The sequence below is a fragment of the Bradyrhizobium sp. USDA 4452 genome (genome assembly GCF_054063575.1).
On sequence record NZ_JBSSGK010000001.1, the window covers coordinates 7,793,087 to 7,815,122 of the forward strand.

General features: G+C 65.8%; 24 protein-coding genes. 16 read left to right on the forward strand and 8 right to left on the reverse strand.

What is annotated here, in order from left to right:
- Positions 1 to 73: 73 nt before the first annotated feature.
- The 5 genes from ACVISU_RS36720 to ACVISU_RS36740 form a co-directional block, all read right to left on the reverse strand.
- The gene (locus tag ACVISU_RS36720) at positions 74 to 823 is read right to left on the reverse strand and encodes an ABC transporter ATP-binding protein (protein WP_456710220.1); all 750 of its coding nucleotides are present in this window, start codon (positions 821 to 823) and stop codon (positions 74 to 76) included.
- Complete coding sequence (locus ACVISU_RS36725) at positions 820 to 1,653, reverse strand: ABC transporter ATP-binding protein (protein ID WP_456710221.1); 834 nt, start codon at positions 1,651 to 1,653, stop codon at positions 820 to 822. Before ACVISU_RS36725 ends, ACVISU_RS36720 begins: the two co-directional genes overlap by 4 nt.
- Positions 1,650 to 2,975 carry a high-affinity branched-chain amino acid ABC transporter permease LivM gene (gene livM / locus ACVISU_RS36730; RefSeq protein WP_050401970.1) on the reverse strand — a complete coding sequence of 442 codons (1,326 nt, stop codon included), beginning with the start codon at positions 2,973 to 2,975 and terminating at the stop codon, positions 1,650 to 1,652. The genes ACVISU_RS36725 and livM overlap by 4 nt, the downstream gene beginning before the upstream one ends.
- Positions 2,976 to 2,985: 10 nt before the next feature.
- Positions 2,986 to 3,903 carry an ABC transporter permease subunit gene (locus ACVISU_RS36735; RefSeq protein WP_018272404.1) on the reverse strand — a complete coding sequence of 306 codons (918 nt, stop codon included), beginning with the start codon at positions 3,901 to 3,903 and terminating at the stop codon, positions 2,986 to 2,988.
- A gap of 352 nt (positions 3,904 to 4,255) precedes the next feature.
- Entirely contained in the window at positions 4,256 to 5,014 is a 759-nt protein-coding gene (locus ACVISU_RS36740; RefSeq protein ID WP_050402057.1) for a hypothetical protein, read from the reverse strand.
- Positions 5,015 to 5,192: 178 nt separating this feature from the next.
- On the opposite strand from ACVISU_RS36740, the gene ACVISU_RS36745 reads away from it, so the two are divergent.
- Positions 5,193 to 5,735 (forward strand): hypothetical protein, encoded by a 543-nt coding sequence (locus ACVISU_RS36745; RefSeq protein WP_063695618.1) that lies wholly within the window; start codon positions 5,193 to 5,195, stop codon positions 5,733 to 5,735.
- Here ACVISU_RS36745 and ACVISU_RS36750 read toward each other — a convergent pair.
- From ACVISU_RS36750 to ACVISU_RS36760, 3 genes are all read right to left on the reverse strand, one after another.
- Entirely contained in the window at positions 5,715 to 6,107 is a 393-nt protein-coding gene (locus tag ACVISU_RS36750; protein ID WP_456710222.1) for a carboxymuconolactone decarboxylase family protein, read from the reverse strand. The two genes, ACVISU_RS36745 and ACVISU_RS36750, sit on opposite strands and share 21 nt — an antisense overlap.
- 121 nt (positions 6,108 to 6,228) lie before the next feature.
- Positions 6,229 to 7,011 (reverse strand): 3-oxoadipate enol-lactonase, encoded by a 783-nt coding sequence (gene pcaD, locus ACVISU_RS36755; RefSeq protein WP_456710223.1) that lies wholly within the window; start codon positions 7,009 to 7,011, stop codon positions 6,229 to 6,231.
- A gap of 24 nt (positions 7,012 to 7,035) precedes the next feature.
- Positions 7,036 to 8,391, reverse strand: a complete 1,356-nt coding sequence (locus ACVISU_RS36760) for a 3-carboxy-cis,cis-muconate cycloisomerase (protein ID WP_456710224.1) — start codon at positions 8,389 to 8,391, stop codon at positions 7,036 to 7,038.
- A 209-nt stretch (positions 8,392 to 8,600) separates the two neighbouring features.
- On the opposite strand from ACVISU_RS36760, the gene ACVISU_RS36765 reads away from it, so the two are divergent.
- The 15 genes from ACVISU_RS36765 (at position 8,601) to ACVISU_RS36835 (ending at position 21,967) form a co-directional block, all read left to right on the forward strand.
- Positions 8,601 to 9,047, forward strand: coding sequence for an SRPBCC family protein (locus ACVISU_RS36765; protein WP_456710225.1), 447 nt, complete (start codon positions 8,601 to 8,603; stop codon positions 9,045 to 9,047).
- A gap of 168 nt (positions 9,048 to 9,215) precedes the next feature.
- Complete coding sequence (locus ACVISU_RS36770) at positions 9,216 to 9,701, forward strand: (2Fe-2S)-binding protein (RefSeq protein ID WP_021077804.1); 486 nt, start codon at positions 9,216 to 9,218, stop codon at positions 9,699 to 9,701.
- A 37-nt stretch (positions 9,702 to 9,738) separates the two neighbouring features.
- Entirely contained in the window at positions 9,739 to 10,545 is an 807-nt protein-coding gene (locus ACVISU_RS36775) for an FAD binding domain-containing protein (protein ID WP_050401967.1), read from the forward strand.
- Between the two features lie 97 nt (positions 10,546 to 10,642).
- Positions 10,643 to 11,551 (forward strand): AAA family ATPase, encoded by a 909-nt coding sequence (locus tag ACVISU_RS36780; protein ID WP_050401966.1) that lies wholly within the window; start codon positions 10,643 to 10,645, stop codon positions 11,549 to 11,551.
- 136 nt (positions 11,552 to 11,687) lie between these two features.
- On the forward strand, positions 11,688 to 12,890 hold the full coding sequence (locus ACVISU_RS36785; RefSeq protein WP_456710226.1) for a vWA domain-containing protein: 1,203 nt from the start codon (positions 11,688 to 11,690) through the stop codon (positions 12,888 to 12,890).
- A 29-nt stretch (positions 12,891 to 12,919) separates the two neighbouring features.
- A complete protein-coding gene (locus ACVISU_RS36790) occupies positions 12,920 to 13,243 on the forward strand; it encodes an XdhC family protein (protein ID WP_021077800.1) in 324 nt (107 codons plus the stop codon).
- A gap of 2 nt (positions 13,244 to 13,245) precedes the next feature.
- Positions 13,246 to 13,947, forward strand: a complete 702-nt coding sequence (locus tag ACVISU_RS36795; RefSeq protein WP_456710227.1) for an XdhC family protein — start codon at positions 13,246 to 13,248, stop codon at positions 13,945 to 13,947.
- Positions 13,944 to 15,548: an NTP transferase domain-containing protein gene (locus tag ACVISU_RS36800; RefSeq protein ID WP_456710228.1), complete on the forward strand. Its 1,605-nt coding sequence runs from the start codon at positions 13,944 to 13,946 to the stop codon at positions 15,546 to 15,548. Before ACVISU_RS36795 ends, ACVISU_RS36800 begins: the two co-directional genes overlap by 4 nt.
- 280 nt (positions 15,549 to 15,828) lie before the next feature.
- Complete coding sequence (locus ACVISU_RS36805; protein WP_050402055.1) at positions 15,829 to 16,179, forward strand: DUF4189 domain-containing protein; 351 nt, start codon at positions 15,829 to 15,831, stop codon at positions 16,177 to 16,179.
- 143 nt (positions 16,180 to 16,322) lie between these two features.
- Positions 16,323 to 16,733: a DUF2000 family protein gene (locus ACVISU_RS36810; protein WP_456710229.1), complete on the forward strand. Its 411-nt coding sequence runs from the start codon at positions 16,323 to 16,325 to the stop codon at positions 16,731 to 16,733.
- A gap of 238 nt (positions 16,734 to 16,971) precedes the next feature.
- Positions 16,972 to 17,697 carry a TetR/AcrR family transcriptional regulator gene (locus ACVISU_RS36815; RefSeq protein ID WP_456710230.1) on the forward strand — a complete coding sequence of 242 codons (726 nt, stop codon included), beginning with the start codon at positions 16,972 to 16,974 and terminating at the stop codon, positions 17,695 to 17,697.
- A complete protein-coding gene (locus tag ACVISU_RS36820) occupies positions 17,694 to 18,479 on the forward strand; it encodes an HlyD family secretion protein (RefSeq protein WP_050401960.1) in 786 nt (261 codons plus the stop codon). Before ACVISU_RS36815 ends, ACVISU_RS36820 begins: the two co-directional genes overlap by 4 nt.
- Positions 18,476 to 19,444 (forward strand): ABC transporter ATP-binding protein, encoded by a 969-nt coding sequence (locus ACVISU_RS36825; RefSeq protein ID WP_456710231.1) that lies wholly within the window; start codon positions 18,476 to 18,478, stop codon positions 19,442 to 19,444. Before ACVISU_RS36820 ends, ACVISU_RS36825 begins: the two co-directional genes overlap by 4 nt.
- Entirely contained in the window at positions 19,441 to 20,604 is a 1,164-nt protein-coding gene (locus tag ACVISU_RS36830) for an ABC transporter permease (protein WP_456710232.1), read from the forward strand. The genes ACVISU_RS36825 and ACVISU_RS36830 overlap by 4 nt, the downstream gene beginning before the upstream one ends.
- A gap of 43 nt (positions 20,605 to 20,647) precedes the next feature.
- Entirely contained in the window at positions 20,648 to 21,967 is a 1,320-nt protein-coding gene (locus ACVISU_RS36835) for an adenylate/guanylate cyclase domain-containing protein (RefSeq protein ID WP_456710233.1), read from the forward strand.
- Positions 21,968 to 22,036: the final 69 nt, after the last annotated feature.

Here is a 22,036-nt window from a genome sequence, read left to right on the forward strand (position 1 = left end):
CCCCAAAACCGCGGGCATTCTCGGCTGATTTCGCAGCGAAGTCACCGGCAATTTTCAGGCAAATCGACGCCGCTTACCCGTGCCGGCCGCCTTCAAGATAGGCGGCGCGGATTTCCGGGCGCTGCAGCAATTCGCTGCCGGTTCCGGTCAGCGTGATCAGGCCGTTGACCATGACATAGCCGCGATGGGCGAGCTTCAGCGCGTGGTTGGCGTTCTGCTCGACGATCAGCACGGTGAGCCCGTCCTGCCGGTTCAGTGTGCGGATGGCATCGAAGATCTGCCGCGCGATCAGCGGCGCGAGGCCGAGGGAGGGCTCGTCCAGCATCAAGAGGCGCGGCCGGCTCATCAGGGCACGGCCGATCGCCAGCATCTGCTGCTCGCCGCCCGACAGCGTGCCGCCGCGTTGCGCGACGCGCTCCTTCAGCCGCGGAAACAGCGCGAACACGCGCTCCAGCCCGGCTTCGCGTTCGGCCTCGCTGCATTCGGTGGCGTCGGCGCCCATCTGCAGGTTCTCCGCAACGCTCATGCGCGGAAAGATCCGCCGGCCCTCGGGCGATTGCGCGATGCGCAGCCGCGCGATCTCGTGGGTCGGCACGCCGGTGATGTCGTGGCCGTCATATTCGATGGAGCCGGCGCGGGCGCGCGGCCGCCCGAAGATCGTCATCATCAGCGTCGACTTGCCGGCGCCATTGGCGCCGATCAGCGCGACGATCTCCCCTCGGTTGATCTCGACGTCGACGCCCTTCAGTGCCTCGATCTTGCCATACGCCGCTCGCACGCCGCGCACCGCGAGCAGGGGTGTGGTTGGCTGTGCCGCGCTCACGTGCCGCTCTCCATCACGGCGATCGCTTCTTCCTCGTCGGCGCCGAGATAGGCGGCGATCACCTTGGGGTCGTCGCGCACCGCCTGCGGCGTGCCTTCGGCGATCTTGACGCCGTAATCCATGACCACGACGTGATCGGAGATCTCCATCACGACCGACATGTCGTGCTCGATCAAAAGGATCGAGGTGCCTTGTTCGTTGCGGATCGACAGCAAGAGCTCGTTGAGGCCGCCGCTCTCGCGCGCGTTCAGTCCGGCCGCCGGCTCGTCGAGGCAGAGCAGGGCGGGCTCGGTGCACATCGCGCGCGCGATCTCGAGCCTGCGCTGGTCGCCATAGGGCAGATTGCCCGCGGCGTCGTCGGCGCGGTCGAGCAGGCCGACGCGGTCGAGCCAGGACCGCGCCAAATCGATGGCGCGCTTTTCGGCTTCGCGCCAGGACGGCAGGCCGAGCAGGCCCAGCACGGTCAGGCCCGAGGCGCGCATCAGCGCGTTGTGCTGGGCGACCATCAGATTCTCCAAGGCGGTCATGCCGGGAAACAGCCGGATGTTCTGGAAGGTGCGCGCCACCTTGGCCTGCTTGGAGATGCGGAAATCGTTCAGCCGCTCGAGTTGGATCATGCGGCCGTCATCGTGAACGAGACGGATCGCGCCGCCACTCGGCCGGTAGAAGCCGGTGATGCAGTTGAACACGGTGGTCTTGCCGGCGCCGTTCGGCCCGATCAGCGCGGTGATCTTGCGCCGCTCGGCGGTGAAGGAGAGCTCGTTGACCGCGACGATGCCGCCGAAGCGCATCATCAGGCGGTCGACGGTGAGGATATGGTCGCCGCTCATCCGTGGCCCTCCTTGACGAGGTCGGAGGAGATCGCCTGGTTGCGCTCCAGGAACACGGTCGGCGCGCGATGGCCGACCAGTCCGCGCGGCCGCCAGATCATCAGCAACACCATTGCCATGCCGAACACCAGCATGCGGTACTGATCGAGGCCGCGGAACAGCTCGAAGCCGCCGATCATGCAGAGCGCGGCCAGCGCGACGCCCAGTTGCGAGCCCATGCCGCCGAGCACCACGATCGCAAGCACCAGCGCCGATTCCTGGAAGGTGAAGGATTCCGGGCTGATGAAGCCCTGCCTTGTCGCGAAGAACGCGCCGGCGAAGCCGCCGAACATCGCGCCGGTCGCGAACGCCGTCAGCTTGGTGGTCGTGGTGTTGATGCCGAGCGCGCGGCAGGCGACCTCGTCCTCGCGCAGCGCCTCCCAGGCGCGGCCGATCGGCAGCCGTCGCAGCCGGATCGTCACCCAGTTGGTGAGCAGCGCCATCGCCAGGATCAGATAGAACAGGAAGACGAGGCGGTGGGTCGGCGAGAACTCGATGCCGAGCTTGGCGGCGAGCCCGTCGTCACCCGGCGTCAGTGGAATGCCGAACATGGTCGGTCGCGGAATCCCCGAGACGCCGTTGGGGCCGCCGGTCAGGCTCTGCCAGTTGATGATGACGAGGCGGATGATCTCGCCGAAGGCGAGCGTCACGATCGCCAGATAATCGCCGCGCAGCCGCAGCACCGGGAAGCCGAGCAGCACGCCCCAGAACGCCGCCAGGATGCCGGCGAGAGGCAGGCAGACCCAGAACGACAATCCGAAATTGGTCGCGAGCAGCGCGTAGGAATAGGCGCCGACCGCATAGAACGCGACATAGCCGAGGTCGAGCAGGCCGGCGAGGCCGACCACGACGTTGAGGCCCCAGCCCAGCATCACATAGGTCAGGACCAGGATCGACAGGTCGAGAATGTAGCGCTGGTTGTAGAAGATGACCGGCACGAGGAAGGTGAACACCAGCAGCGCCGGCGCCAGCCAGCGACCGGCGAACGAGAACGCCGATTGCACCGGCTTCGGCACGATGCTGTCCTTGTCGACCGGTCCCCACCACTGCCGCAGCAGCTCGACGATGATGCTGCCGCCGAACACGGTGCCGACGAGAGCGGCGAGATCGCCGAACCGGGTCCAGTAGATCAGGCCGCCTTGCGGGCCGGCCTCGGTGCGAATGCCGATCATCAGCGAGAACAGCACCAGCGCGACCAACGCGCTGATCAGGGCTTTCTTGAGAATGAAGGCGCTGCCCGAGGGCTGCGCGGCGGGCGATGGGCGGGCTGAGGTCGCGCTCACGAAGTGCCTGTCAGACTTTTTCGACTTCGGGACGGCCAAGCAGGCCGGTCGGCATGAAGATCAGCACCACGATCAGGATCGAGAACGCGGCGACGTCCTTGTACTCCACCGAGAAATAGGCCGACCAGAACGTCTCGATCAGACCGATCGCAAGCCCGCCGAGCATCGCGCCGGGCAGCGAGCCGATGCCGCCGAGCACGGCGGCGGTGAACGCCTTGATGCCGGCGACGAAGCCCATGAAGAAATCGACCAGGCCGTAATACAGCAGATACATCATGCCGGCGACGGCGGCGAGCGCGGCACCGATCACGAAGGTCATCGAGATGGTGCGGTCGACGTCGACGCCAAGCAGTGCGGCCATGGTCTGGTCCTGCTCGCAGGCGCGCATGTCGCGCCCGAGCCGGGTGCGCGACACCAGCCAGGTGAACAGCGCCAGCACCACGATGGTGGCGAGCACGACCATGATCTGGATGTTGGAGAGCTGCACGGCGAAGCCTTGCGAGCCCTCGTGCAGCGTGTAGCCGCCGGTGATGATCGGCGGCACCGGCTTGACCCGCGCGCCCTGCGACACCTGCGAGAAGTTGGTCAGCACGAACGACATGCCGATCGCCGACAGCATCGGCGCGAGGCGGAACGAATGCCGCAACGGCCGGTAGGCGATGCGCTCGATGGTCCAGCCATAGAGCGCGGTGATCGCCATCGAGACCAAAAGCACGATCAGAAGGATCAGGGGGATCGCGGTGAGGCCAAGCGACACCAGCACCAGGAACGAGATCAGCGCGATGAAGCCGCCGATCATGAAGATGTCGCCGTGGGCGAAGTTGATCATGCCGACGATGCCGTAGACCATCGTATAGCCGATGGCGATCAGGCCGTAGATCGAACCGAGCACGAGGCCGTTGATCAGTTGCTGGGCGAAATAATCCATGCGCTGCCGTAACTCGAGGGGTGACGCGCCGAGGGCCCCCGGCAGCCTGATCCGTCGCGTCGTGGTATTTTCTAACAGCGGAACCCCGGCGGCGGCAACAGCGTGGCAGCTGCAGACAAGGGCTTGTACATAACTACTTTGGCGGGTGCGGTTCCGATGTCACAGGGGCGACACCTCGTTGCCTTGCAATGATCACGCCGGAACCCGTGTTCCCCGCGCAATCGGTGGAATTCAGCCCGGCGGGGCCGGAAGCCAGATCCGGAGGTGCCGGTTCAGTGCAAATGAGCAGATGCAACAAAAGGGGGTCTCGCCGAACGGCGAGGCCGTCAGCTCATTTGTTGCTGCTTTCTGTTCAGGCCAACTGATCGGCGAAGCGGCCGCGGAAGGCGTATGAACCGAAATGCGTGAGCTCGCTGCGCAGGTCGAGCCAGATTTCGCCGCCGAGATCGAGCCAGCGCCGGCAGAAGGCGTAATCCTCCGACAGATACTCGCCGGTCGTCTTGTCGATCATGCATTCGAACAGCGAGACGCGGTCGAGGTCGGCGCGAACCAGGTTGCCGGTGTTCAGGTCGTTGCTCTTGTGGTTCGCCCGATATTTCAGTTCGGGATGGGCGTCGCACAGCCTGACGAGGGCGGATCGTTTCATCATCAGGAAGCCGGTGCCGGCATATCGGACCTTGGCGAAGCCGTCGCCGCGCGCCGTAAGCTGGTCGCCCTCCCATGTGACGACATAGTCCAGCGAGGATGACGCGAGGTTCTTGCGCTTGGCATCCGCAGCCCGCTGCACCTTTGCCCAATCGATGTGCTTGAGCGGGTAGGCCGCGGCCGAAACCTCGGCGTCGCAATCCAGCAGCCGGAAGACAGACTCGGGTTCGAACCCGATATCGGCATCGATGAACAGGAGATGGCTCGCGCCGGATACAAGGAACTGGTGGGCTAGCTCGTTGCGGGCGCGGACGATCAGCGATTCGTTTCCGATCAGATGGAACTGGATGTCGATGCCGCGGGCAGTGGCTGCGGCCTGAAGCTTCAGGGCGGACAGCACATAGGCCATCTTGAGGTCGCCGCCGAAGCAGGGCGTCGCGACAAAAATACGGGTTCTTTCGGTCATTTTACCCCCTTTATCCCGGCCGGCGCGGGTGCCGGCCCGGCCGATCGCATCGATCCGGAACCATCGCACCGCGCTTAACCTTAACAAAGGGTTTAAATTGCCGCCGGCAATTGATCGGCGTTACCTCGCGGGCTGAACCGTCGCTGCCCAAATGGCGCCGGAAGCACGGGAAGCGGCAATGTCGAACAACTGGCGGATCAGCTCCTTCAACGGCGCGCTGCTTGCGGCCTATTTCATTCCGGTCTGGACCATCATCGCCTTCAGCATCATGGTGTCGCCGATCCACGGCCTCTATGAGCGGCCGAGCGTGTCGATCGCGCTCTATGCCAATGACTATCTGCACCTCGGCAAGATGGCGACGGTGCGGCTGGCATGGCTCTTGGCGCTGGCGCGGATCACGGTGGTGGCGTTCTTCGCGGTGTTCCTTGCGTTGGCCGCGTTCTCGCCGCTCCGCAAGACCAGCAGCGGCGGCGACGAGGCGCTGGCGGTGGCGCTGTGCCTCGGCAGCGTGCTGAGCTTCGCCAGCATGATGATGGCCTCCAAGGTCGGCGAGATCGAGGCATTGCGGATGCATGCCGCCGAGCTTCTGATGCTGCTCGGCACCGCGATCGTAATGCTGTTCGAGACCGCGCCGAAGCGAGCCGCCGCGTTGCCAGCTGCCAAGGCGCCTGCCGCTGAGGCGGGGGCGCCGGCAGGCGAGCTATCCCTTCAGCAGCCCTAGTTCGGCAATGATCGCGCCGGCTTCCTTGACGGCGTGGTTGGCCGCAGGCACGCCGCAATAGATCGCCTGCTGCAGCAGGATCTCCTTGATGTCTTCGGGCGTGAAGCCACCTTCGCTGAGCGCGGCGCGCACATGCAGGCGAAACTCGTCCCACTGGCCGAGCGCGACCATCGTGCCGATCACCAGCACGCGGCGGGTGCGGTGATCGAAATGCGGCCGGGTCCAGATGTCGCCCCACGCGTAGCGCGTGATCAGGTCCTGGAAGTCGGTGTTGAACGCGTTGCGGTTTGTGATCGACCTGTCGACCCATTCGTTGCCGAGCACCTTGCGGCGCTGCGTCATGCCGTCGTCGCGGCGCTGATTGTCGTCCATGAATGTCTCCTCACGAAATCGTAGCCCGGATGGAGCGCAGCGCAATCCGGGGTTCAGCATTCACAGCAAGGACCGGTCCCGGATTTCGCTGCGCTCCATCCGGGCTACGCAGGTCTTGCGGTCAACGTTGCGTCAGGAAGCCGACCACGGCTTCGGTGAACGCGTGCGACTGCTCGACATTGGAGATGTGCGCGGCGTCGAGCAGCGTCATGCTCGCGCCGGGAATGCCGCTGCGGATCATCTCACCGGCCGACACCGGCGTCGCCATGTCCTGCTTGCCTGCGATCACGAGCGTCGGGCTCTTGATCCTGGGCAGCAGCGCGCGCTGGTCGAGCGTCGAGAGCGCTTCGCAGCAGGCGAGATAGCCTTCTACGGGAGAGGCCAGCAGCATCGCCTTCATGCGCGCGGTGGTCTCCGGCTCGCGCTCGCGGAAGTCGGCGGTCAGCCAGCCCGCGATCACGGTGTCGGCGACGGCTGCGATGCCGCCTTGCTTCACCGCCTTGATGCGGTTCAGCCAGTTGGTCGGATCGGGGTAATAGCAGGCGGTGTTGGCGAGGATGATCTTGCCGAATCTGTCAGGCGCGTTGGCCCCTAACCACTGCCCGACCATGCCGCCCATCGACAGGCCGCACCAGTGCACCTTCTCGATGTTGAGGTCGTCGAGAATCGCCAGCACGTCGCGGCCGAACCGCTCCATCGAGTAGGGCCCCGCCGGCACGCCGGATTTGCCGTGGCCTCTGCGATCGTAGCGGATGACGCGGAACATCTGCGTCAGCGCCCGCATCTGCGGCTCCCACATCTGCAAGGTGCAGCCGAGCGAGTTCGACAGCATCAAGGTCGGCCCGCCATCGCGGCCATCCACCTGGACGTTCAGCAGGCATCCGTCGGCATTGATCATCGGCATCGGCTCGTCCCTCTCGTTATCCCGCTACTTGTCATCCAGCGAGGCCAGCAGGCGGTCGATCAGCGCCTGCGAGGCGCCCTGATAGGCCATCGGCTCGAACAGGTCTGCGATACGCTTGGTGTCGAGATGCGCGGTGACCTTGGCATCCGCGGACAGCACGTCGCGCAAATGCTTCTTCTCCGCGACCGCCTGCTTGCTGGCAGCTTCGATCAGATGATGAGCGTCACTCTTGCCGATCTTTTCGGCCAGCGCAAAGGTGACGGCTTCCGCCATGATCAATCCATGGGTCGCATCGAGATTGGCGCGCATCCGCGCGGCGTCGACCTCGAGCCCTTCGGCGAGATCGACGATGGCGGCGAGCGCGCCCGAGGTCACCAGCATCAGGGCCGGCAGGGTCGGCCATTCCGCATGCCACGGGCCGGCGCTGCGCTCATGGTCCTGCACCTGCGCGGCGAGCATCGTGGCAGCGAGGTTCGGCGCCATGGTCGCGGCCCCCAGCGCGCTCGTAGCGGCGACCGGATTGCGCTTGTGCGGCATGGTCGAGGAGCCGCCGCGGCCGGCGCCCGCGGGCTCGAAGGCTTCGCCGACATCGGTCTGCATCATCAGCGAGACGTCGCGCGCGATCTTGCCGCAGCTGCCGGCGAGGATCGCGAACGCGGAGGCGGCCTCGGCGATGCGGTCGCGGTGGGTGTGCCAGGGCGCATCCGGCAGGGGCAGGTCGAGCTCCTTCGCCAGCGCTGCTGCGACCGAAAGTCCGTTGTCGCCGAGCGCCGCAAGCGTGCCGGCGGCGCCGCCGAATTGCAGCGCCAGCGTCTCGCGGCGCAGGCGCAGCAAGCGCTTGCGGGAGCGGTGCAGGGCCGCCGCATATTCGGCGAGCTTGAGCCCGAACGGCATCGGCAGCGCATGCTGCAGCCAGGTCCGCGCCACCACGGCCGTGTGGCGATGGGCGCGGGCTAGCTTCGCAAAACCCGCAACGGCGCGGTCGAGGTCGGCGAGCAGGGCATCGATGCCGGCGCGCAACGACAGCATGGTCGCGGTATCGATGACGTCCTGACTGGTCGCGCCCCAATGCACATAGCGCGCCGCCTCGGCATCCTTTTTGGCGACATTGGCGGTCAGGGCCTTCACCAGCGGGATCGCCAGGTTGCCCGAGCGCGTCGCGGCATCGGCCAGCGCGGCGAGGTCGAATGATTCGGCCTTACAGGCCGCGGCGATCGGTCCGGCACTGGCCGCGGGAATCACGCCGCAGGCCACCTCGGCGCGGGCCAGCGCGGCCTCGAAGTCCAGCATGTTTTGCAGGGTGGCGGCGTCGTCGCACACCACGCGCATCGCGGCGCTCGACAGCATCGGCGCAAGCAGGGGGGAGAGGGCTGTGCTCATGGCGCGCGACCTAACCACTCCTGCGCGTCGCTGCCAATGCCCCGCGTTGCCGTCATATTCAGCAAGCGGATTGCGCGATTTCGTGAACGGCGGACGCGTCTTGCTGCGCTGCGAATATGCATCGCACATCCTCCGAAGGTGCCCTTTCCTTTGCGCGTCGGCTGCTTTACTTGGGGGCAAAGGTTTCTTGCGACCAAAGGAGGTCCCCCATGGCCATGACGATGACCGGCGAAGTCCAGCTTGCGGCGCCGCGCCAGGCTGTGTGGGACAAGCTCAACGATCCCGAGGTGCTGAAAGCCTGCATTCCCGGCTGCGAAGAGCTGGAGAAGACCGAGGAGGGCGGCTTCCGCGCCACCGCCAAGATGAAGGTCGGCCCGGTCTCCGCCCGCTTCAAGGGCAAGGTCATGTTGAGCGACCTCGATCCGCCGAACGGCTACAAGATTTCGGGTGAAGGCGAGGGCGGGGTCGCCGGCTTCGCCAAGGGCGGCGCCACCGTCGGCCTTGCCGACAAGGATGGCGGCACGCTGCTGAGCTACAACGTAGAGGCGCAGATCGGTGGCAAGCTCGCCCAGCTCGGCCAGCGCCTGATCAACGGCGCCGCCAAGAAGCTGGCGGACGAATTTTTTGCAAATTTCGCCAAAGCGGTGCAGGGTTAGCCCTGCAGGCGGGCCGGCTCATTCAGGCCCTGCTATGCCTTGCCGTTATGTCCTGGAAGGGTGGCTCGAAAGGTTGCCCATCGCGGGGCGCGCCCATATTATGCCGTCTGGAATGATTTTAAACCGCCTGCTTCGCCGATATGCGGTGGGGCAGATAAGAGAGTGCTGATGGCCAAGATTTCAATGATCGTGAACGGCAACCCCGTTAACGCGAACGTCGACCCCCGTACCCTTCTGGTCCAGTTTCTGCGCGAAAACCTGCGGCTGACGGGTACCCATGTCGGCTGCGACACCTCGCAGTGCGGCGCCTGCGTCGTGCACCTGGACGGCAAGGCGGTGAAGTCCTGCACGACGCTTGCGGTGATGGCCGACGGTCATGAGGTCAAGACCATCGAGGGGCTTGCGGCCGACGGCGCGCCGCTGCATCCGATGCAGGAGGCGTTCCGCGAGCATCATGGCCTGCAGTGCGGCTTCTGCACGCCGGGCATGATCATGACCGCGGTCGACCTCGTGCATCGCAAGGGCCACGACCTCTCCGACGAGGTGATCCGCGAGGAGCTGGAAGGCAATCTGTGCCGCTGCACCGGCTACCAGAACATCGTTGCTTCGATCGCCGCCGGCGCCAAGGCGATGGCCAAATCGGACCTCGCCTAAATCAGCAATTCGTCGCGACCGCGATCAGGACAATCCAATGTACGAATTCAAATATCATCGCCCCGGCACCGTACGGCAGGCCGCCAACCTCTTGGTGAAGAACGAGGACGCCAAGCTGATCGCCGGCGGTCACACGCTGGTGCCGGTCATGAAGCAGCGGCTCGCGAGCCCGCCGCATCTGGTCGACCTCTCCCATATCGAAGGTCTCGACACCATCGAGATGAAGGGCCGCTCGCTGGTGATCGGCGCCACGGCCAAGCACGCCGAGGTCGCGAACTCCGCTGTTGTCGGCGAGGCGATCCCGGCCCTGGCCGAGCTTGCCGGCTTGATCGGCGATCCCGCCGTGCGCCACCGCGGTACCATCGGCGGCTCGCTCGCCAACAACGACCCGACCGCGGACTATCCGGCCGCGGTGCTGGCGCTGGGCGCGACCATCGTCACCAACAAGCGCCGCCTGAAGGCCGAGGAGTATTTCCAGGGCCTGTTCTCGACTGCGCTGGAGGCCGACGAGATCATCACCAAGGTGATGTTCCCGCTGCCGAAGAAGGCGGCGTACATCAAGTTCCGCAACCAGGCTTCGCGTTACGCGTTGGTCGGTGTGTTCGTGGCCAAGCGTCCGTCCGATGTGCGCGTCGCGGTCACGGGCGCGGGCTCCGACGGCGTGTTCCGCGTCGCTGCGTTCGAGGAGGCCCTGAAGAAGCGCTTCTCGCACAAGGTGCTCGACGGCATCGCGGTTTCGGCCGAAGGGCTGAACAGCGACCTGCACGGCAGTGCGGAATACCGCGCGCATCTGATCGGCGTTCTGACGCGCCGGGCGGTGGAAGCGGCCAACGCCAAGGACTAGCTAAGGACTACATCCAAGGGACTAGATCCGAACTGGATCCCAAGGATTAGATCTGACGCGTGATGTTGCTAACCCCTGTTCGAAGACTGGCAGTTCCATGAGCGCATCGGCGTTACCCACTTCCGTCGATGCGCTCGAGGAGCTGCTGACATCGCGCGGCTATCTCGCCGAACGCTCGCTCGCGACCGTGACCTATCTGGCGCTGCGCATGGGGCGGCCGCTGTTCCTGGAAGGCGAGGCCGGGGTCGGCAAGACCGAGATCGCCAAGGTGCTGTCGGCGGCGCTGGGGCGCAAGCTGATCCGCCTGCAATGCTATGAAGGCCTCGACGTCGCCTCCGCCGTCTATGAGTGGAGCAGCGCCGCGCAGATGATCGCGATCCGCCTTGCGGAAGCTTCCGGCGATACCGATCGCGACCAGCTTGCGAGCGACATTTTCGCCGAGCGCTTCCTGATCAAGCGGCCGCTGCTGCAGGCGCTGGAGCCTGACGTTGCTGGCCCGCCGGTGCTGCTGATCGACGAGCTCGACCGCGCCGACGAGGCATTCGAGGCGTATCTGCTCGAAATCCTCAGCGACTTCCAGGTCACCATCCCCGAGCTCGGCACCGTGAAGGCGCCGGCGCCGCCGATCGTCATCATCACCTCGAACCGCACCCGCGAGATCCACGACGCGCTGAAGCGCCGCTGCCTCTATCACTGGGTGGATTATCCCACCGCCGAGCGCGAGCTCGCGATCGTCAAGTCGCGGGTGCCGAACATTTCCGCAAAGCTGTCGCAGCAGGTGGTGCGCTTCGTGCAGGCGCTGCGCAACCAGGATTTTTACAAGTCGCCGGGTGTCGCCGAGACCATCGACTGGGCCACCGCGCTGTCCGAGCTCGACGCGCGCTCGCTGACGCCGCAGGTGGTCGGCGACACGCTCGGCGCGCTCTTGAAGTACCAGGACGACATCGCGCGCATGCAGGGCGATGCGTTGCAGAAGACATTGAAGGAAGCGACGAGCGAGACGTAAGTCGCGCCGCAATAAAGGTTCGTCATTCCGGGGCGCGCGGAGCGCGAGCCCGGAATCCATCGGGCCGCATCATACGTGGATAAATGGATTCCGGGTTCACGCTTCGCGTGCCCCGGAATGACGAGGCAAAGACACGATGCCCATCAACCACCTCAATCCGCCGACCGGCCACATGGCCGACAACGTGATCGGCTTTGCCCGCGCGCTGCGGGCGGCCGGGCTTCCGGTCGGGCCGGGCTCGGTGATCGATGCGCTCGACGCGCTGCAGCTGATCGAGGTCGGCAACCGCTCCGACTTCTACGCCACGCTGGAGGCGATCTTCGTCAAGCGCCACGAGCACGCGCTGATCTTCCGCCAGGCCTTTATGCTGTTCTTCCGCGCCGCCGAGGAGTGGAAGAGCATGCTGGATTCCGTCCCGCTGCCCGACCATGCCAGGAAGAAGCCGCCACCGGCCTCGCGCCGGGTGCAGGAGGCGATGGCGCAGCCGGCGAAGAGCGAGGAGCGGCCTCAGGCCCAGGAACAGGAGCTCAAGCTCTCGGTTTCCGACAAGGAGATCCTGCAGAAGAAGGATTTCGCGCAGATGACCGCGGCGGAGATCGCCGAGGTGACGCGCGAGATCGCCAAGATGCGGCTGCCGCAGGCCGAGCTCGTCACCCGCCGCTACCAGCCCGACGCGCGCGGCTTGCGGCTCGACATGCGCCGCACCGTGCGCAACTCGCTGCGCACCGGCGGCGAGATCATCGATATCAGGAAGCTCGGCCGGATCGAGAAGCCGGCGCCGATCGTGGCGCTGCTCGATATCTCCGGCTCGATGAGCGAGTACACAAGGCTATTCCTGCACTTCCTGCACGCCATCACTGATTACCGCAAGCGGGTCTCGGTATTCCTGTTCGGCACCCGCCTGACCAATGTGACGCGGGCGTTACGGGCGCGTGACCCCGACGAGGCGCTGGCGAGCTGCACGTCCTCGGTCGAGGACTGGGCCGGCGGAACGCGGATCGCGACCTCGCTGCATAGCTTCAACCAGCTCTGGGCCCGCCGGGTGCTCGGGCAGGGCGCCATCGTCCTCCTTATATCCGATGGACTAGAACGGGAGGCCGATGCCAAACTGGCCTTCGAGATGGACCGTTTGCACCGCTCCTGCCGCCGCCTGATCTGGCTCAACCCGCTGCTGCGCTATTCAGGCTTCGAGGCCAAGGCGCAGGGCATCAAAATGATGCTGCCCCACGTTGACGAATTTCGCCCGGTGCATAACTTGACGTCCATCAAGGGCTTGATCGGGGCGCTGTCGTCGCCGCCGCCGGCGCACCACCGCAGCCTGATCCGTTCCGTAGCCTGAGAAGCCTGACCCGATAGCAGGAGGCCACCATGCTGAACCGCGACGAAGACATCCTTCAGGCCGCCGAGACCTGGCAGAAGCAGGGCCATGGCGTGGCGCTCGCCACCGTGGTCGAGACCTGGGGCTCGGCGCCGCGCCCGGCCGGCTCGAGCCTCGTCATCAATGACGACGGCACGTTTCTCGGCTCGGTCTCCGGCGGCTGCGTGGAGGGCGCGGTCGTGACCGAGGCGCTCGACGTGATCGCGAGCGGCCAGCCAAAAATGCTCGAATTCGGCGTCGCCGACGAGACGGCCTGGAATGTCGGCCTGTCCTGCGGCGGCACCATCCGCGTGTTCGTCGAGAAGGTCGGTTAGCCGTGAAGATCCAGGTCCTCAAGGAGCTGAACGCCGAGCGCGCCGCGCGCCGTCCGGTGATCATCGTCACCGACACCACTACTGGCGAGCAGCGCCTGGTCAAGGCCAAAGACATCGCCGCCGATCCGCTGCGCGCCGAGCTTTCCAAGCAGCTGCGGATGGGCAAGAGCGGGAATGTCGAGGTCGCGGGCAACAAGCTGTTCCTCAACGTCTACGCGCCGACCGCAAAGCTCGTGATCATCGGCGCGGTCCATATCAGCCAGGCGCTGGCGCCGCTGGCGCGCTCGCTCGACTATGACGTGACGGTGGTCGATCCGCGCACGGCGTTTGCAAGCCCTGAGCGTTTCCCCGACGTGCCGCTGGTTGCCGAATGGCCCGACGTCGCGCTGCCGCCGCTCAACGTCGATCATTACACCGCGTTCGTCGCGGTGACGCACGATCCGAAGATCGACGATCCGGCGCTGCTGCATGCCTTCGACCGCGACTGCTTCTATATCGGCGCCCTCGGCTCGCGGAAGACGCACGCCAAGCGCGCCGAGCGGCTGCGCGCGCAGGGCGCCAAGGAGAGCGACATCGCCCGCATCCATGCGCCGATCGGGCTTGACATCGGCGCGGTGTCGCCGTCGGAGATCGCGGTCGCGATCATGGCCGAGATCACCGCGCAGCTGCGTTTGCCTCCCAAAGAAAAAGAAGAAGCGGCATGAAGTTCGGTCCCGCCAGTCCGGCCGACGCGATTGGCGGCGTCACCGTGCATACGCTTCGCCAGGGCACGCTGGTGCTCAAGAAGGGCACCACGATCGGCCCGGATGAGGCCGATGCGCTGACCAGGGCCGGCGTCAAGGACGTCGTCGTGGTGCGGCTCGAGGAGGGTGACGTCTCCGAGGACGTCGCAGCTGCAAGCATCGCACAGGCGGTGGCGGGCGAGGGCGTCAATGTCGAGCGCGCCTTCACCGGCCGCGCCAATCTGTTCGCGGCGCGCCCCGGCGTGCTGGTGGTCGACCGTGCCGCGGTGGATCGCATCAACGGAGTGGACGAAGCGATCACCTTCGCGACGCTCGCGGCGTTCAAGCCGGTGGTCGAAGGCGAGATGATCGCAACCGTCAAGCTGATCCCGTTCGGCGTCGAGGGCCGCTTGCGCGATGCCGCCGTCGCGGTCGCCGGCAAGGACACGCTGCGGATCGCGCCTTACGTGATCAAGAAGGTCGGCGTGGTCTCGACGCTGCTGCCTGGCCTCGCGCCCAAGGTGATCGACAAGACGCTGCGCGTCACCGCCGAGCGGCTGGCGCCGGCCGGAGCCACCATCATCGCCGAGCGCCGCGTGCCGCATGACGAAACGGTGCTCGCAGCCGCGATCAAGGAATTGCTCGGCCTCGGGGCCGAACTCGTCATCGTGTTCGGCGCATCCGCGATCGCCGACCGCCGCGACGTCATCCCGGCCGCGATCACGGAGATCGGCGGCGCCATCGAGCATTTCGGCATGCCGGTCGATCCCGGTAATCTGCTCTTGATCGGAAGCGCCGGCGGCGTGCCGGTGCTGGGCGCGCCGGGTTGTGCGCGCTCGCCGGTCGAGAACGGCTTTGACTGGGTGCTGATGCGGCTGCTCGCCGGCATCAAGGTGACGCGGTCCGATCTCACCGGCATGGGCGTCGGCGGGCTGCTGATGGAGATCGTGACGCGGCCGCAGCCGCGCACCGTCCCCGACACCGAAGGCAACCGCAACGTCGCGGCGATCGTGCTCGCCGCCGGCCGCTCGACCCGGATGGGCGGTCCGAACAAGCTGCTCGCCGATCTCGACGGCAAGAAGCTCGCGCGAATCGTCGCCGAGCAGGCGCTGGCCTCGAAGGCCTCGGAGGTGATCGTCGTTACCGGCCATCAGGCCGACCTGGTCGAGCAGGCGCTGGATGGACTCAAGGTCAAGTTCGTCCGCAACCCGGATTTCGCCGGCGGCCTCGCGAGCTCGGTGAAGGCCGGCATCTCGGCGGTCTCCGACAGCGCCGATGGCGCGGTCGTCTGCCTCGGCGACATGCCGCTGATCGATGCCAGGCTGATCGATCGCCTGATCGACACCTTCGCCCCCGACTGCGGCCATCTGATCGCGGTCCCGGTCAGCGAGGGCCGCCGCGGCAATCCCGTGTTGTGGTCGCGGCGTTTCTTCAAGGAATTGATGACGCTCGACGGCGACATCGGCGCCCGTCACCTGATCGCCAAGCATGCCGAAGTGGTCGCCGAGGTCCCGGTCGAAGGCAACAGCGCCTTCCTCGACATCGACACCCCGCAGGCGCTGGAAGCGGCGAGGCGGGGCTAGCTCCATCCGCTATCGTCCCGGCCAAGCGAAGCGCGCGTGGCCCAGAACCACCGATGCGAATTGTCTTGCGAGGCTGGGGCCGCTACCCCTCCAACTACAACGTTCGGTGGTTTTGGGGTCCCTTCGCCGGGACGACGAGTGGATGAAGCTCGTTTAAACCGTCATTCACCATCTGGAAACGACCCCTGCGTACAGTCCGCGCCGGACTTTGGGGGATTTCCGCTTGATCATTTCGACCGCCGCCGCGCAGCGCCGCGCGCTGACGATTCTCGTCCTGACATTGCTGCTCGGTGCCACGCGTTTCTCCGTGGAAAACTTCGTCCCCAAGGCTCATGCGGCCGGCGCGTTCGCGGTCGGCAAGTGCGGGGCGTATGGCCAGGCCTACGACTATCCGGCGGAGGGCGCGGCGCGCGCCGCGGCGCTGAAGCAGTGCAAGGGCGATTGCGCCACCGTCACCATGAAGCGCGCCTGTGCCGCGCTCGCGATCGACATGAAGAATCCCTGCGGCGCCCATGGCTATGCGGTGGCGCCGAAAATCTCGAGCTCGCTCAATGCCGCGACCAAGAAGTGCTACGACTACGGCGGCAAGGAATGCGTGATCCGCGCCTGGGCCTGCGACGCCAAGGGATAGTGCGGGCAGCGTGCCGGCGATCCCTGCGGTCATGCGGGCTCCAACCGGTCCTGCAGGAAACGAACATCGGCGTTTGACGGGCAGGTGAGGGATGCTCGGTCAGGACTGGTGTTCGCCACCTGCCTGCCGCTAAACTTTACCCCATGCAGTTCGACACCAAGATCGCGGTCGTGATCCGCACCGACCTGGAAGTCTGGCAGAAGCTCAACGTGGCGTCGTTTCTCGCCGGTGGCATCGCCGCTTCCTTCCCCGAATGTATCGGCGAGAATTACCAGGACGGCTCGGGGACGAAATATCTGTCCCTGATCGGCCAGCCGATCCTGATCTACGGCGCCGATCGCGCGCAACTGTCGCGCGCGCTGGAACGTGCGCTGGCGCGCGACGTGAAGCCGGCGCTCTACACCGAGGACATGTTCAAGACCACGCATGATGCCGCCAACCGCGAGGTGGTGAAGGCGGTGGCGCGCACCGAGCTCAACCTGGTCGGCCTCGCCATTCGCGCCGAGCGCAAGGTGGTCGACAAGATTCTCGACGGGCTGAAGTTTCACACATAGCGCGACACCGCTTCCCGCCGTCATTCCGGGGCCACGCGCAGCGTCGAGTCCCGGAATCCAATCATCCGGGAGTTCTGCGGCTCAATGGATTCCGGGCTCTCGCTTCGCGAGCCCCGGAATGACAAAGAACGTCCGGTGATTTGATCGCGCTCAAGCCGGCGAACAGCAACCTTTTGTAAGGGGACGCGTTACCTCATATCGAATTGACAATGACTGACCAGTCAGTCATATTGTGGTCATGACAAAGCGCACCGGAAGCACGACCCGCACCCAGCCGACCAGACCCCGGACCACGATCCGGGCCGCCGCGGCGAGGGCCCCGAAGGTGACCTCGGCCAAACTGGCTGAGGTCAAGCCCGCCTCGAACCGCGCTGAGAAATCGGCCGAGCGGCGCGCGGCCATCATCGAGGCGGCGATGGATGAGTTCATCGCACGCGGCTATGCCGCGACGCGGCTCGACGACGTCGCTAAGCGCGCGGGCGTCGCCAAGGGCACGCTCTATCTCTACTTCAAGGACAAGGAGACGATGTTCGAGGAGCTGATCCGCACCGCGCTGGTGCCGCTGATCAGCCGCATGACGGCGCTGCCGACCATCACCGGTCCGGTGCGCGACGCGGTGGAGGGATTTGCCGAGACCTTCATGCGCGAGGTCGTGGCGACCCGGCGTGGCGACATCATCCGGCTGATCGTGTCCGAGGGGCCGCGCTTCCCGGCGATCGCCGATTTCTATTTCCGCGAGGTGGTGTCGAAGGGCCTTGCCGGCATGAAGGCACTGGTCCAGCTCGCGATCACGCGCGGCGAGATCAAGCACCGAGAGCTCGGGGATTTCCCGCAGCTGGTCGTGGCGCCCGCGATCGTCGCGGTGATCTGGCAGAGCCTGTTTTCCCGCCACGCGCCGCTCGATGGGCTGGCGATGTTCAAGGTGCATCTCGATCTGATCTTCGGCGAACGGAGCAAGACATGACCGCGTCGCGCATGATGAGGCTGATCGCCGCCGTCGCGCTGGCGGCGGCGCTGGCCGGCTGCAAGGAGAAGCGGGATCCCGGCTTCCAGGGCTGGGTCGAGGCCGACATGATCTTCGTCAGCCCGGATGAATCCGGCCGCGTCATCAAGCTCAACGTCCGCGAGGGCGACGAGGTCAAGCCCGGCGATCTGCTCTATTCGGTCGACGACGATCTGCAGCGCGCCGATCTCAACCAGAACAACGCGACGCTCGCCAACGCCCAGCAGAGCTACGACCGCGCCGCCTCGCTGCGCGGCACCGGCGCCGGCACCCAGGCCAATCTGGATGCCGCCGTCTCGGCGCTGCGCGTCGCGGAGGCGCGCGTCGTCACCTCGCAGACGCGGCTCGACCGCCGCAAGGGCTTTGCGCCGATCGCAGGCTCGATCCAGCAGATCTATTTCCGCGAGGGAGAGATGGTGCAGGCACAGCGGCCGGTGCTGTCGATCATGCCGCCCGGCAACATGAAGCTGCGCTTCTTCGTGCCGGAGACCGAGCTGCCGAAGCTTGCGCTCGGCGACGAGGTGAGGGTGACCTGCGACAATTGCGCCAACGATCTCACCGCCAAGATCTACTTCATCGCCACCACGGCGGAGTACACGCCGCCGGTCATCTACAGCCTCGATGAGCGCAACAAGCTGGTCTATCTGATCCAGGCGCGGCCGAGCCGGCCCGATAGCTTACGCGTCGGCCAGCCGATCAGCATCTACCTCAATCCCAAGACGCCGGTGGCGGATCGCAGATGAACGGCGGCCCCACCAGCGCGCAGCCCAACGCAGCTTCCATCGCGATCGATGTGAAGGGCCTGACCAAATCGTTCGGCGGGCGCGAGGTGGTCCACGACCTGTCGATGCAGGTCAAGCGCGGCGAGATCTACGGATTCCTCGGCCCCAACGGCAGCGGCAAGACCACGACCATCCGCATCCTGTGCGGCCTGCTGACGCCGGACAGCGGCGAGGGCACCTGCCTCGGCTACGACATCCGGCGCGATGCCGACAAGATCAAGCGCAAGGTCGGCTACATGACGCAGCGCTTCAGCCTCTACCAGGATCTTTCAGTGCGAGAGAATCTGGAGTTCGTGGCGCGGCTCTACGGGATGCCCGATGCGCGCGGCGCCGCGCGCGACATGATTGCGCGCATCGGGCTGACGGGGCGGGAGGAGCAGCTCGCCGGCGAACTGTCCGGCGGCTGGAAGCAGCGGCTCGCGCTCGGCGCCTGCACGCTGCCCAATCCGCAATTGCTGCTGCTCGACGAGCCGACCGCCGGCGTCGACCCCAAGGCGCGGCGCGATTTCTGGAACGAGATCCATGCGCTTGCCGCCGAAGGCCTCACTGTGCTGGTCTCGACCCATTACATGGACGAGGCCGAGCGCTGTCACGAGATCGCCTATATCGCCTACGGCCACCTCCTGGCGCACGGCACGGTGGACGAGGTGATCGCGAAGTCGGCGCTGTCGACCTGGACGGTGACGGGCGAGGATTTCAACGGGCTGATGGCCGAGCTTGCCGGCAAGCCCGGCGTCGACATGGCGGCGCCGTTCGGCACCAGCCTGCACGTCTCCGGCCGTGACAAGGCGGCGCTGGAGAGCGCGATCGCGCCATATCGCGGCAATCCGAAGTGGCACTGGCAGCCGAGCGAGCCGTCGCTCGAAGACGTCTTCATCGACCTGATGGGGCGCTCCAAAGATAACTTCAGGGATAGAATCCGATGAGCGCGACGGATAAGATCCGGAATGGCCGGGAGAGGGAGCCGGCATTCGGCTTCTGGCGGCGCAGCTATGCGATGCTGGTCAAGGAGTTCATCCAGCTCCGCCGCGACCGCGTCTCCTTCGCCATGATCATCATCATCCCGGTGATGCAGCTCCTGTTGTTTGGCTTCGCCATCAACACCACGCCGCGTCATCTTCCGACCGCGGTGCTGTTGCAGGAGGACACCGACCTCGGACGCTCGATCCTGAAGGCGATGGAGAACACCTCCTATTTCCGCTTCACGCGCGAGGTGCACACGGTCGAGCAGCTCGATGAGCTGCTGCAATCCGGCAAGGTGCTGTTCGGCGTCGAAATCCCGCGCGGTTTCGAGCGTGCGGTGCGGCGCGGCGACAAGCCGGCGCTGCTGGTTGCGGCGGATGCCACCGACCCGGTAGCGTCGGGTACGGCGCTCGGAACGCTCGGGACGCTGGTGCAGTCGGCGCTGGCGCACGACCTGCATATCGGTGATCCCCCGGAGATGCCGTTCGAGATTCGCGCCCATGCCCGCTACAACCCCGCGGCGGAATCGCGGCTCAACATCGTGCCGGGCCTGGTCGGGACCATCCTGACCATGACCATGCTGATCTTCACCGCGCTGTCGGTGACGCGTGAGATCGAGCGCGGCACCATGGAAAGCCTGCTGTCGATGCCGATCAAGCCGGTCGAGGTGATGTTCGGCAAGATCATCCCCTATGTGATGGTCGGCTTCATCCAGGCCGGGCTGATCATCGGCATCGGCGTGTTGCTGTTCGGCGTGCCGGTGCTCGGCAGCCTCACATTGCTGGGGTTGCTGACCACGCTGTTCATCACCACCAATTTGTCGATCGGCTATACGTTCTCGACCATCGTGCAGAACCAGCTGCAGGCGATGCAGCTCTCGATGATGTTCTTCCTGCCGAGCATCCTGCTCTCCGGCTTCATGTTTCCGTTCGCGGGCATGCCGGTCTGGGCGCAATATATCGGCGAGGGCCTGCCGCTGACTCATTTCATCCGCATCGTCCGCGCCATCATGCTGAAGGGCGCGGCGATGCCGAACCTGCAATACGACACGATTGCGCTCGCCGCCCTGATGCTGTTCGCCATGACCATCGCCGTGACGCGCTTCCGCCGCACGCTCGATTGAGGCAGAATGACGCAAGAAGTTATTCTGGTGCGGTGATCGGGCGATGACGATGGCTGGCTGGTGGGGCGGCGAGAAGACGAAGCAGGACGCGACCGTATCCGCCCATTTCCACCACGCTCTGATGCGCGAGGTGATGACCACCGAGCTGCTCCGCATCAAGGTGCTGATTGGCACCGCCATCGTGCTGGGGGCGATCAGCCTGCTTGTGTATCTGTTCGCGCCCGAGGCGGTCAGCCGGGTCTGGCACGGCAACCTCAGCCCGGTCTACATTTTCTATGTCACCGGTCCGCTGATCCTGTTCGAGATCTGGGTGCACGGGGCGATCAGCTGGTACATGCGCAAGGCCCGCGACCTGCCGGTGATCCGGCGCTATATCGGCGTGCTGGTCGAGACGTCGCTGCCGACCATCGTGCTCGGGCTGCATATCGACAGCATGGGCCGCCCGGAGGCGCTCGGCTTCGTGGCCCCGCTGATCTATTTCGTCTTCATCATCCTGTCGACGCTGCGGCTCGATTTCTGGCTCTCGACCTTCACCGGCGTCGTCGCTGCGACCGAGCTGTTCTACATGGCGGTGTTCTTCCATGCGCCTGACGGCGTCGCGGCCGATCAAGGCATCTATTATCACGCCGCGCGCAGCACGATCATCCTGATCTGCGGTATCCTCGCCGGCGCGGTCGGCTTGCAGCTGCGGCGGCAGTTCGCCGCCAGCATTGCGGCTGCCACCGCGCGCGACCGCATCACCAATCTGTTCGGCCAGCACGTTTCGCCGCAGGTGGTCGAACGCCTGATGACGGAAGGCGCGAGCACCGGGAGCGACATCCGCCGCGTCGCGGTGATGTTCGTCGATTTCCGCAGCTTCACCGCGGGTGCGCGCTCGCGTTCGCCGCAGGAGGTGGTGGACAGGCTGGACGGCGCCTTCGCCGTGCTGGTCGAGATCCTCGATCGCCATGGGGGCATCGTGAACAAGTTTCTCGGCGACGGCTTTCTCGCGCTGTTCGGCGCGCCGTTCGAGACCGGCGACGCGGCGCATCAGGCGGTCGCCGCCGCGCGCGAGATGTTGGCCGCCAACGAGCGCACCAATGCCTCGTCGAACTGGCCGCTGCGCATCGGCATAGGCATTCATATCGGCGAGGTCGTCGCCGGCAATATCGGCTCGCCCCGGCGCAAGGAATACACCGTGATCGGCGACACCGTGAACTTTGCCGCGCGGCTCGAGGCGCTCAACAAGGAGCTCGGCTCGCAATTCCTGATCTCGTCTGCCGTGCGCGAGGCACTCGGCGACGAATGCAAGGACGCCGTCTTGCGCGGCGAGATCCCGGTGCGGGGTTACGAGCACCCGGTGCCGGTCTGGCAGTTGGGATAGGCCGCAGCATTTCGTGCCTGAGGTATCAAGGTAGCGATTGACGTCGCATCCCCTATTCATATAGATGAC

Bases quoted from the DNA above. Each gene is read 5' to 3' on its own strand.
- ACVISU_RS36725 (WP_456710221.1), bottom strand. From the start codon at position 1,653: ATGAGCGGCGACCATATCCTCACCGTCGACCGCCTGATGATGCGCTTC.
- ACVISU_RS36735 (WP_018272404.1), bottom strand. From the start codon at position 3,903: ATGGATTATTTCGCCCAGCAACTGATCAACGGCCTCGTGCTCGGTTCG.
- ACVISU_RS36740 (WP_050402057.1), bottom strand. From the start codon at position 5,014: ATGACCGAAAGAACCCGTATTTTTGTCGCGACGCCCTGCTTCGGCGGC.
- ACVISU_RS36745 (WP_063695618.1), top strand. From the start codon at position 5,193: ATGTCGAACAACTGGCGGATCAGCTCCTTCAACGGCGCGCTGCTTGCG.
- ACVISU_RS36750 (WP_456710222.1), bottom strand. From the start codon at position 6,107: ATGGACGACAATCAGCGCCGCGACGACGGCATGACGCAGCGCCGCAAG.
- pcaD (WP_456710223.1), bottom strand. From the start codon at position 7,011: ATGCCGATGATCAATGCCGACGGATGCCTGCTGAACGTCCAGGTGGAT.
- ACVISU_RS36760 (WP_456710224.1), bottom strand. From the start codon at position 8,391: ATGAGCACAGCCCTCTCCCCCCTGCTTGCGCCGATGCTGTCGAGCGCC.
- ACVISU_RS36765 (WP_456710225.1), top strand. From the start codon at position 8,601: ATGGCCATGACGATGACCGGCGAAGTCCAGCTTGCGGCGCCGCGCCAG.
- ACVISU_RS36770 (WP_021077804.1), top strand. From the start codon at position 9,216: ATGGCCAAGATTTCAATGATCGTGAACGGCAACCCCGTTAACGCGAAC.
- ACVISU_RS36775 (WP_050401967.1), top strand. From the start codon at position 9,739: ATGTACGAATTCAAATATCATCGCCCCGGCACCGTACGGCAGGCCGCC.
- ACVISU_RS36780 (WP_050401966.1), top strand. From the start codon at position 10,643: ATGAGCGCATCGGCGTTACCCACTTCCGTCGATGCGCTCGAGGAGCTG.
- ACVISU_RS36785 (WP_456710226.1), top strand. From the start codon at position 11,688: ATGCCCATCAACCACCTCAATCCGCCGACCGGCCACATGGCCGACAAC.
- ACVISU_RS36790 (WP_021077800.1), top strand. From the start codon at position 12,920: ATGCTGAACCGCGACGAAGACATCCTTCAGGCCGCCGAGACCTGGCAG.
- ACVISU_RS36800 (WP_456710228.1), top strand. From the start codon at position 13,944: ATGAAGTTCGGTCCCGCCAGTCCGGCCGACGCGATTGGCGGCGTCACC.
- ACVISU_RS36810 (WP_456710229.1), top strand. From the start codon at position 16,323: ATGCAGTTCGACACCAAGATCGCGGTCGTGATCCGCACCGACCTGGAA.
- ACVISU_RS36815 (WP_456710230.1), top strand. From the start codon at position 16,972: ATGACAAAGCGCACCGGAAGCACGACCCGCACCCAGCCGACCAGACCC.
- ACVISU_RS36820 (WP_050401960.1), top strand. From the start codon at position 17,694: ATGACCGCGTCGCGCATGATGAGGCTGATCGCCGCCGTCGCGCTGGCG.
- ACVISU_RS36825 (WP_456710231.1), top strand. From the start codon at position 18,476: ATGAACGGCGGCCCCACCAGCGCGCAGCCCAACGCAGCTTCCATCGCG.
- ACVISU_RS36830 (WP_456710232.1), top strand. From the start codon at position 19,441: ATGAGCGCGACGGATAAGATCCGGAATGGCCGGGAGAGGGAGCCGGCA.
- ACVISU_RS36835 (WP_456710233.1), top strand. From the start codon at position 20,648: ATGACGATGGCTGGCTGGTGGGGCGGCGAGAAGACGAAGCAGGACGCG.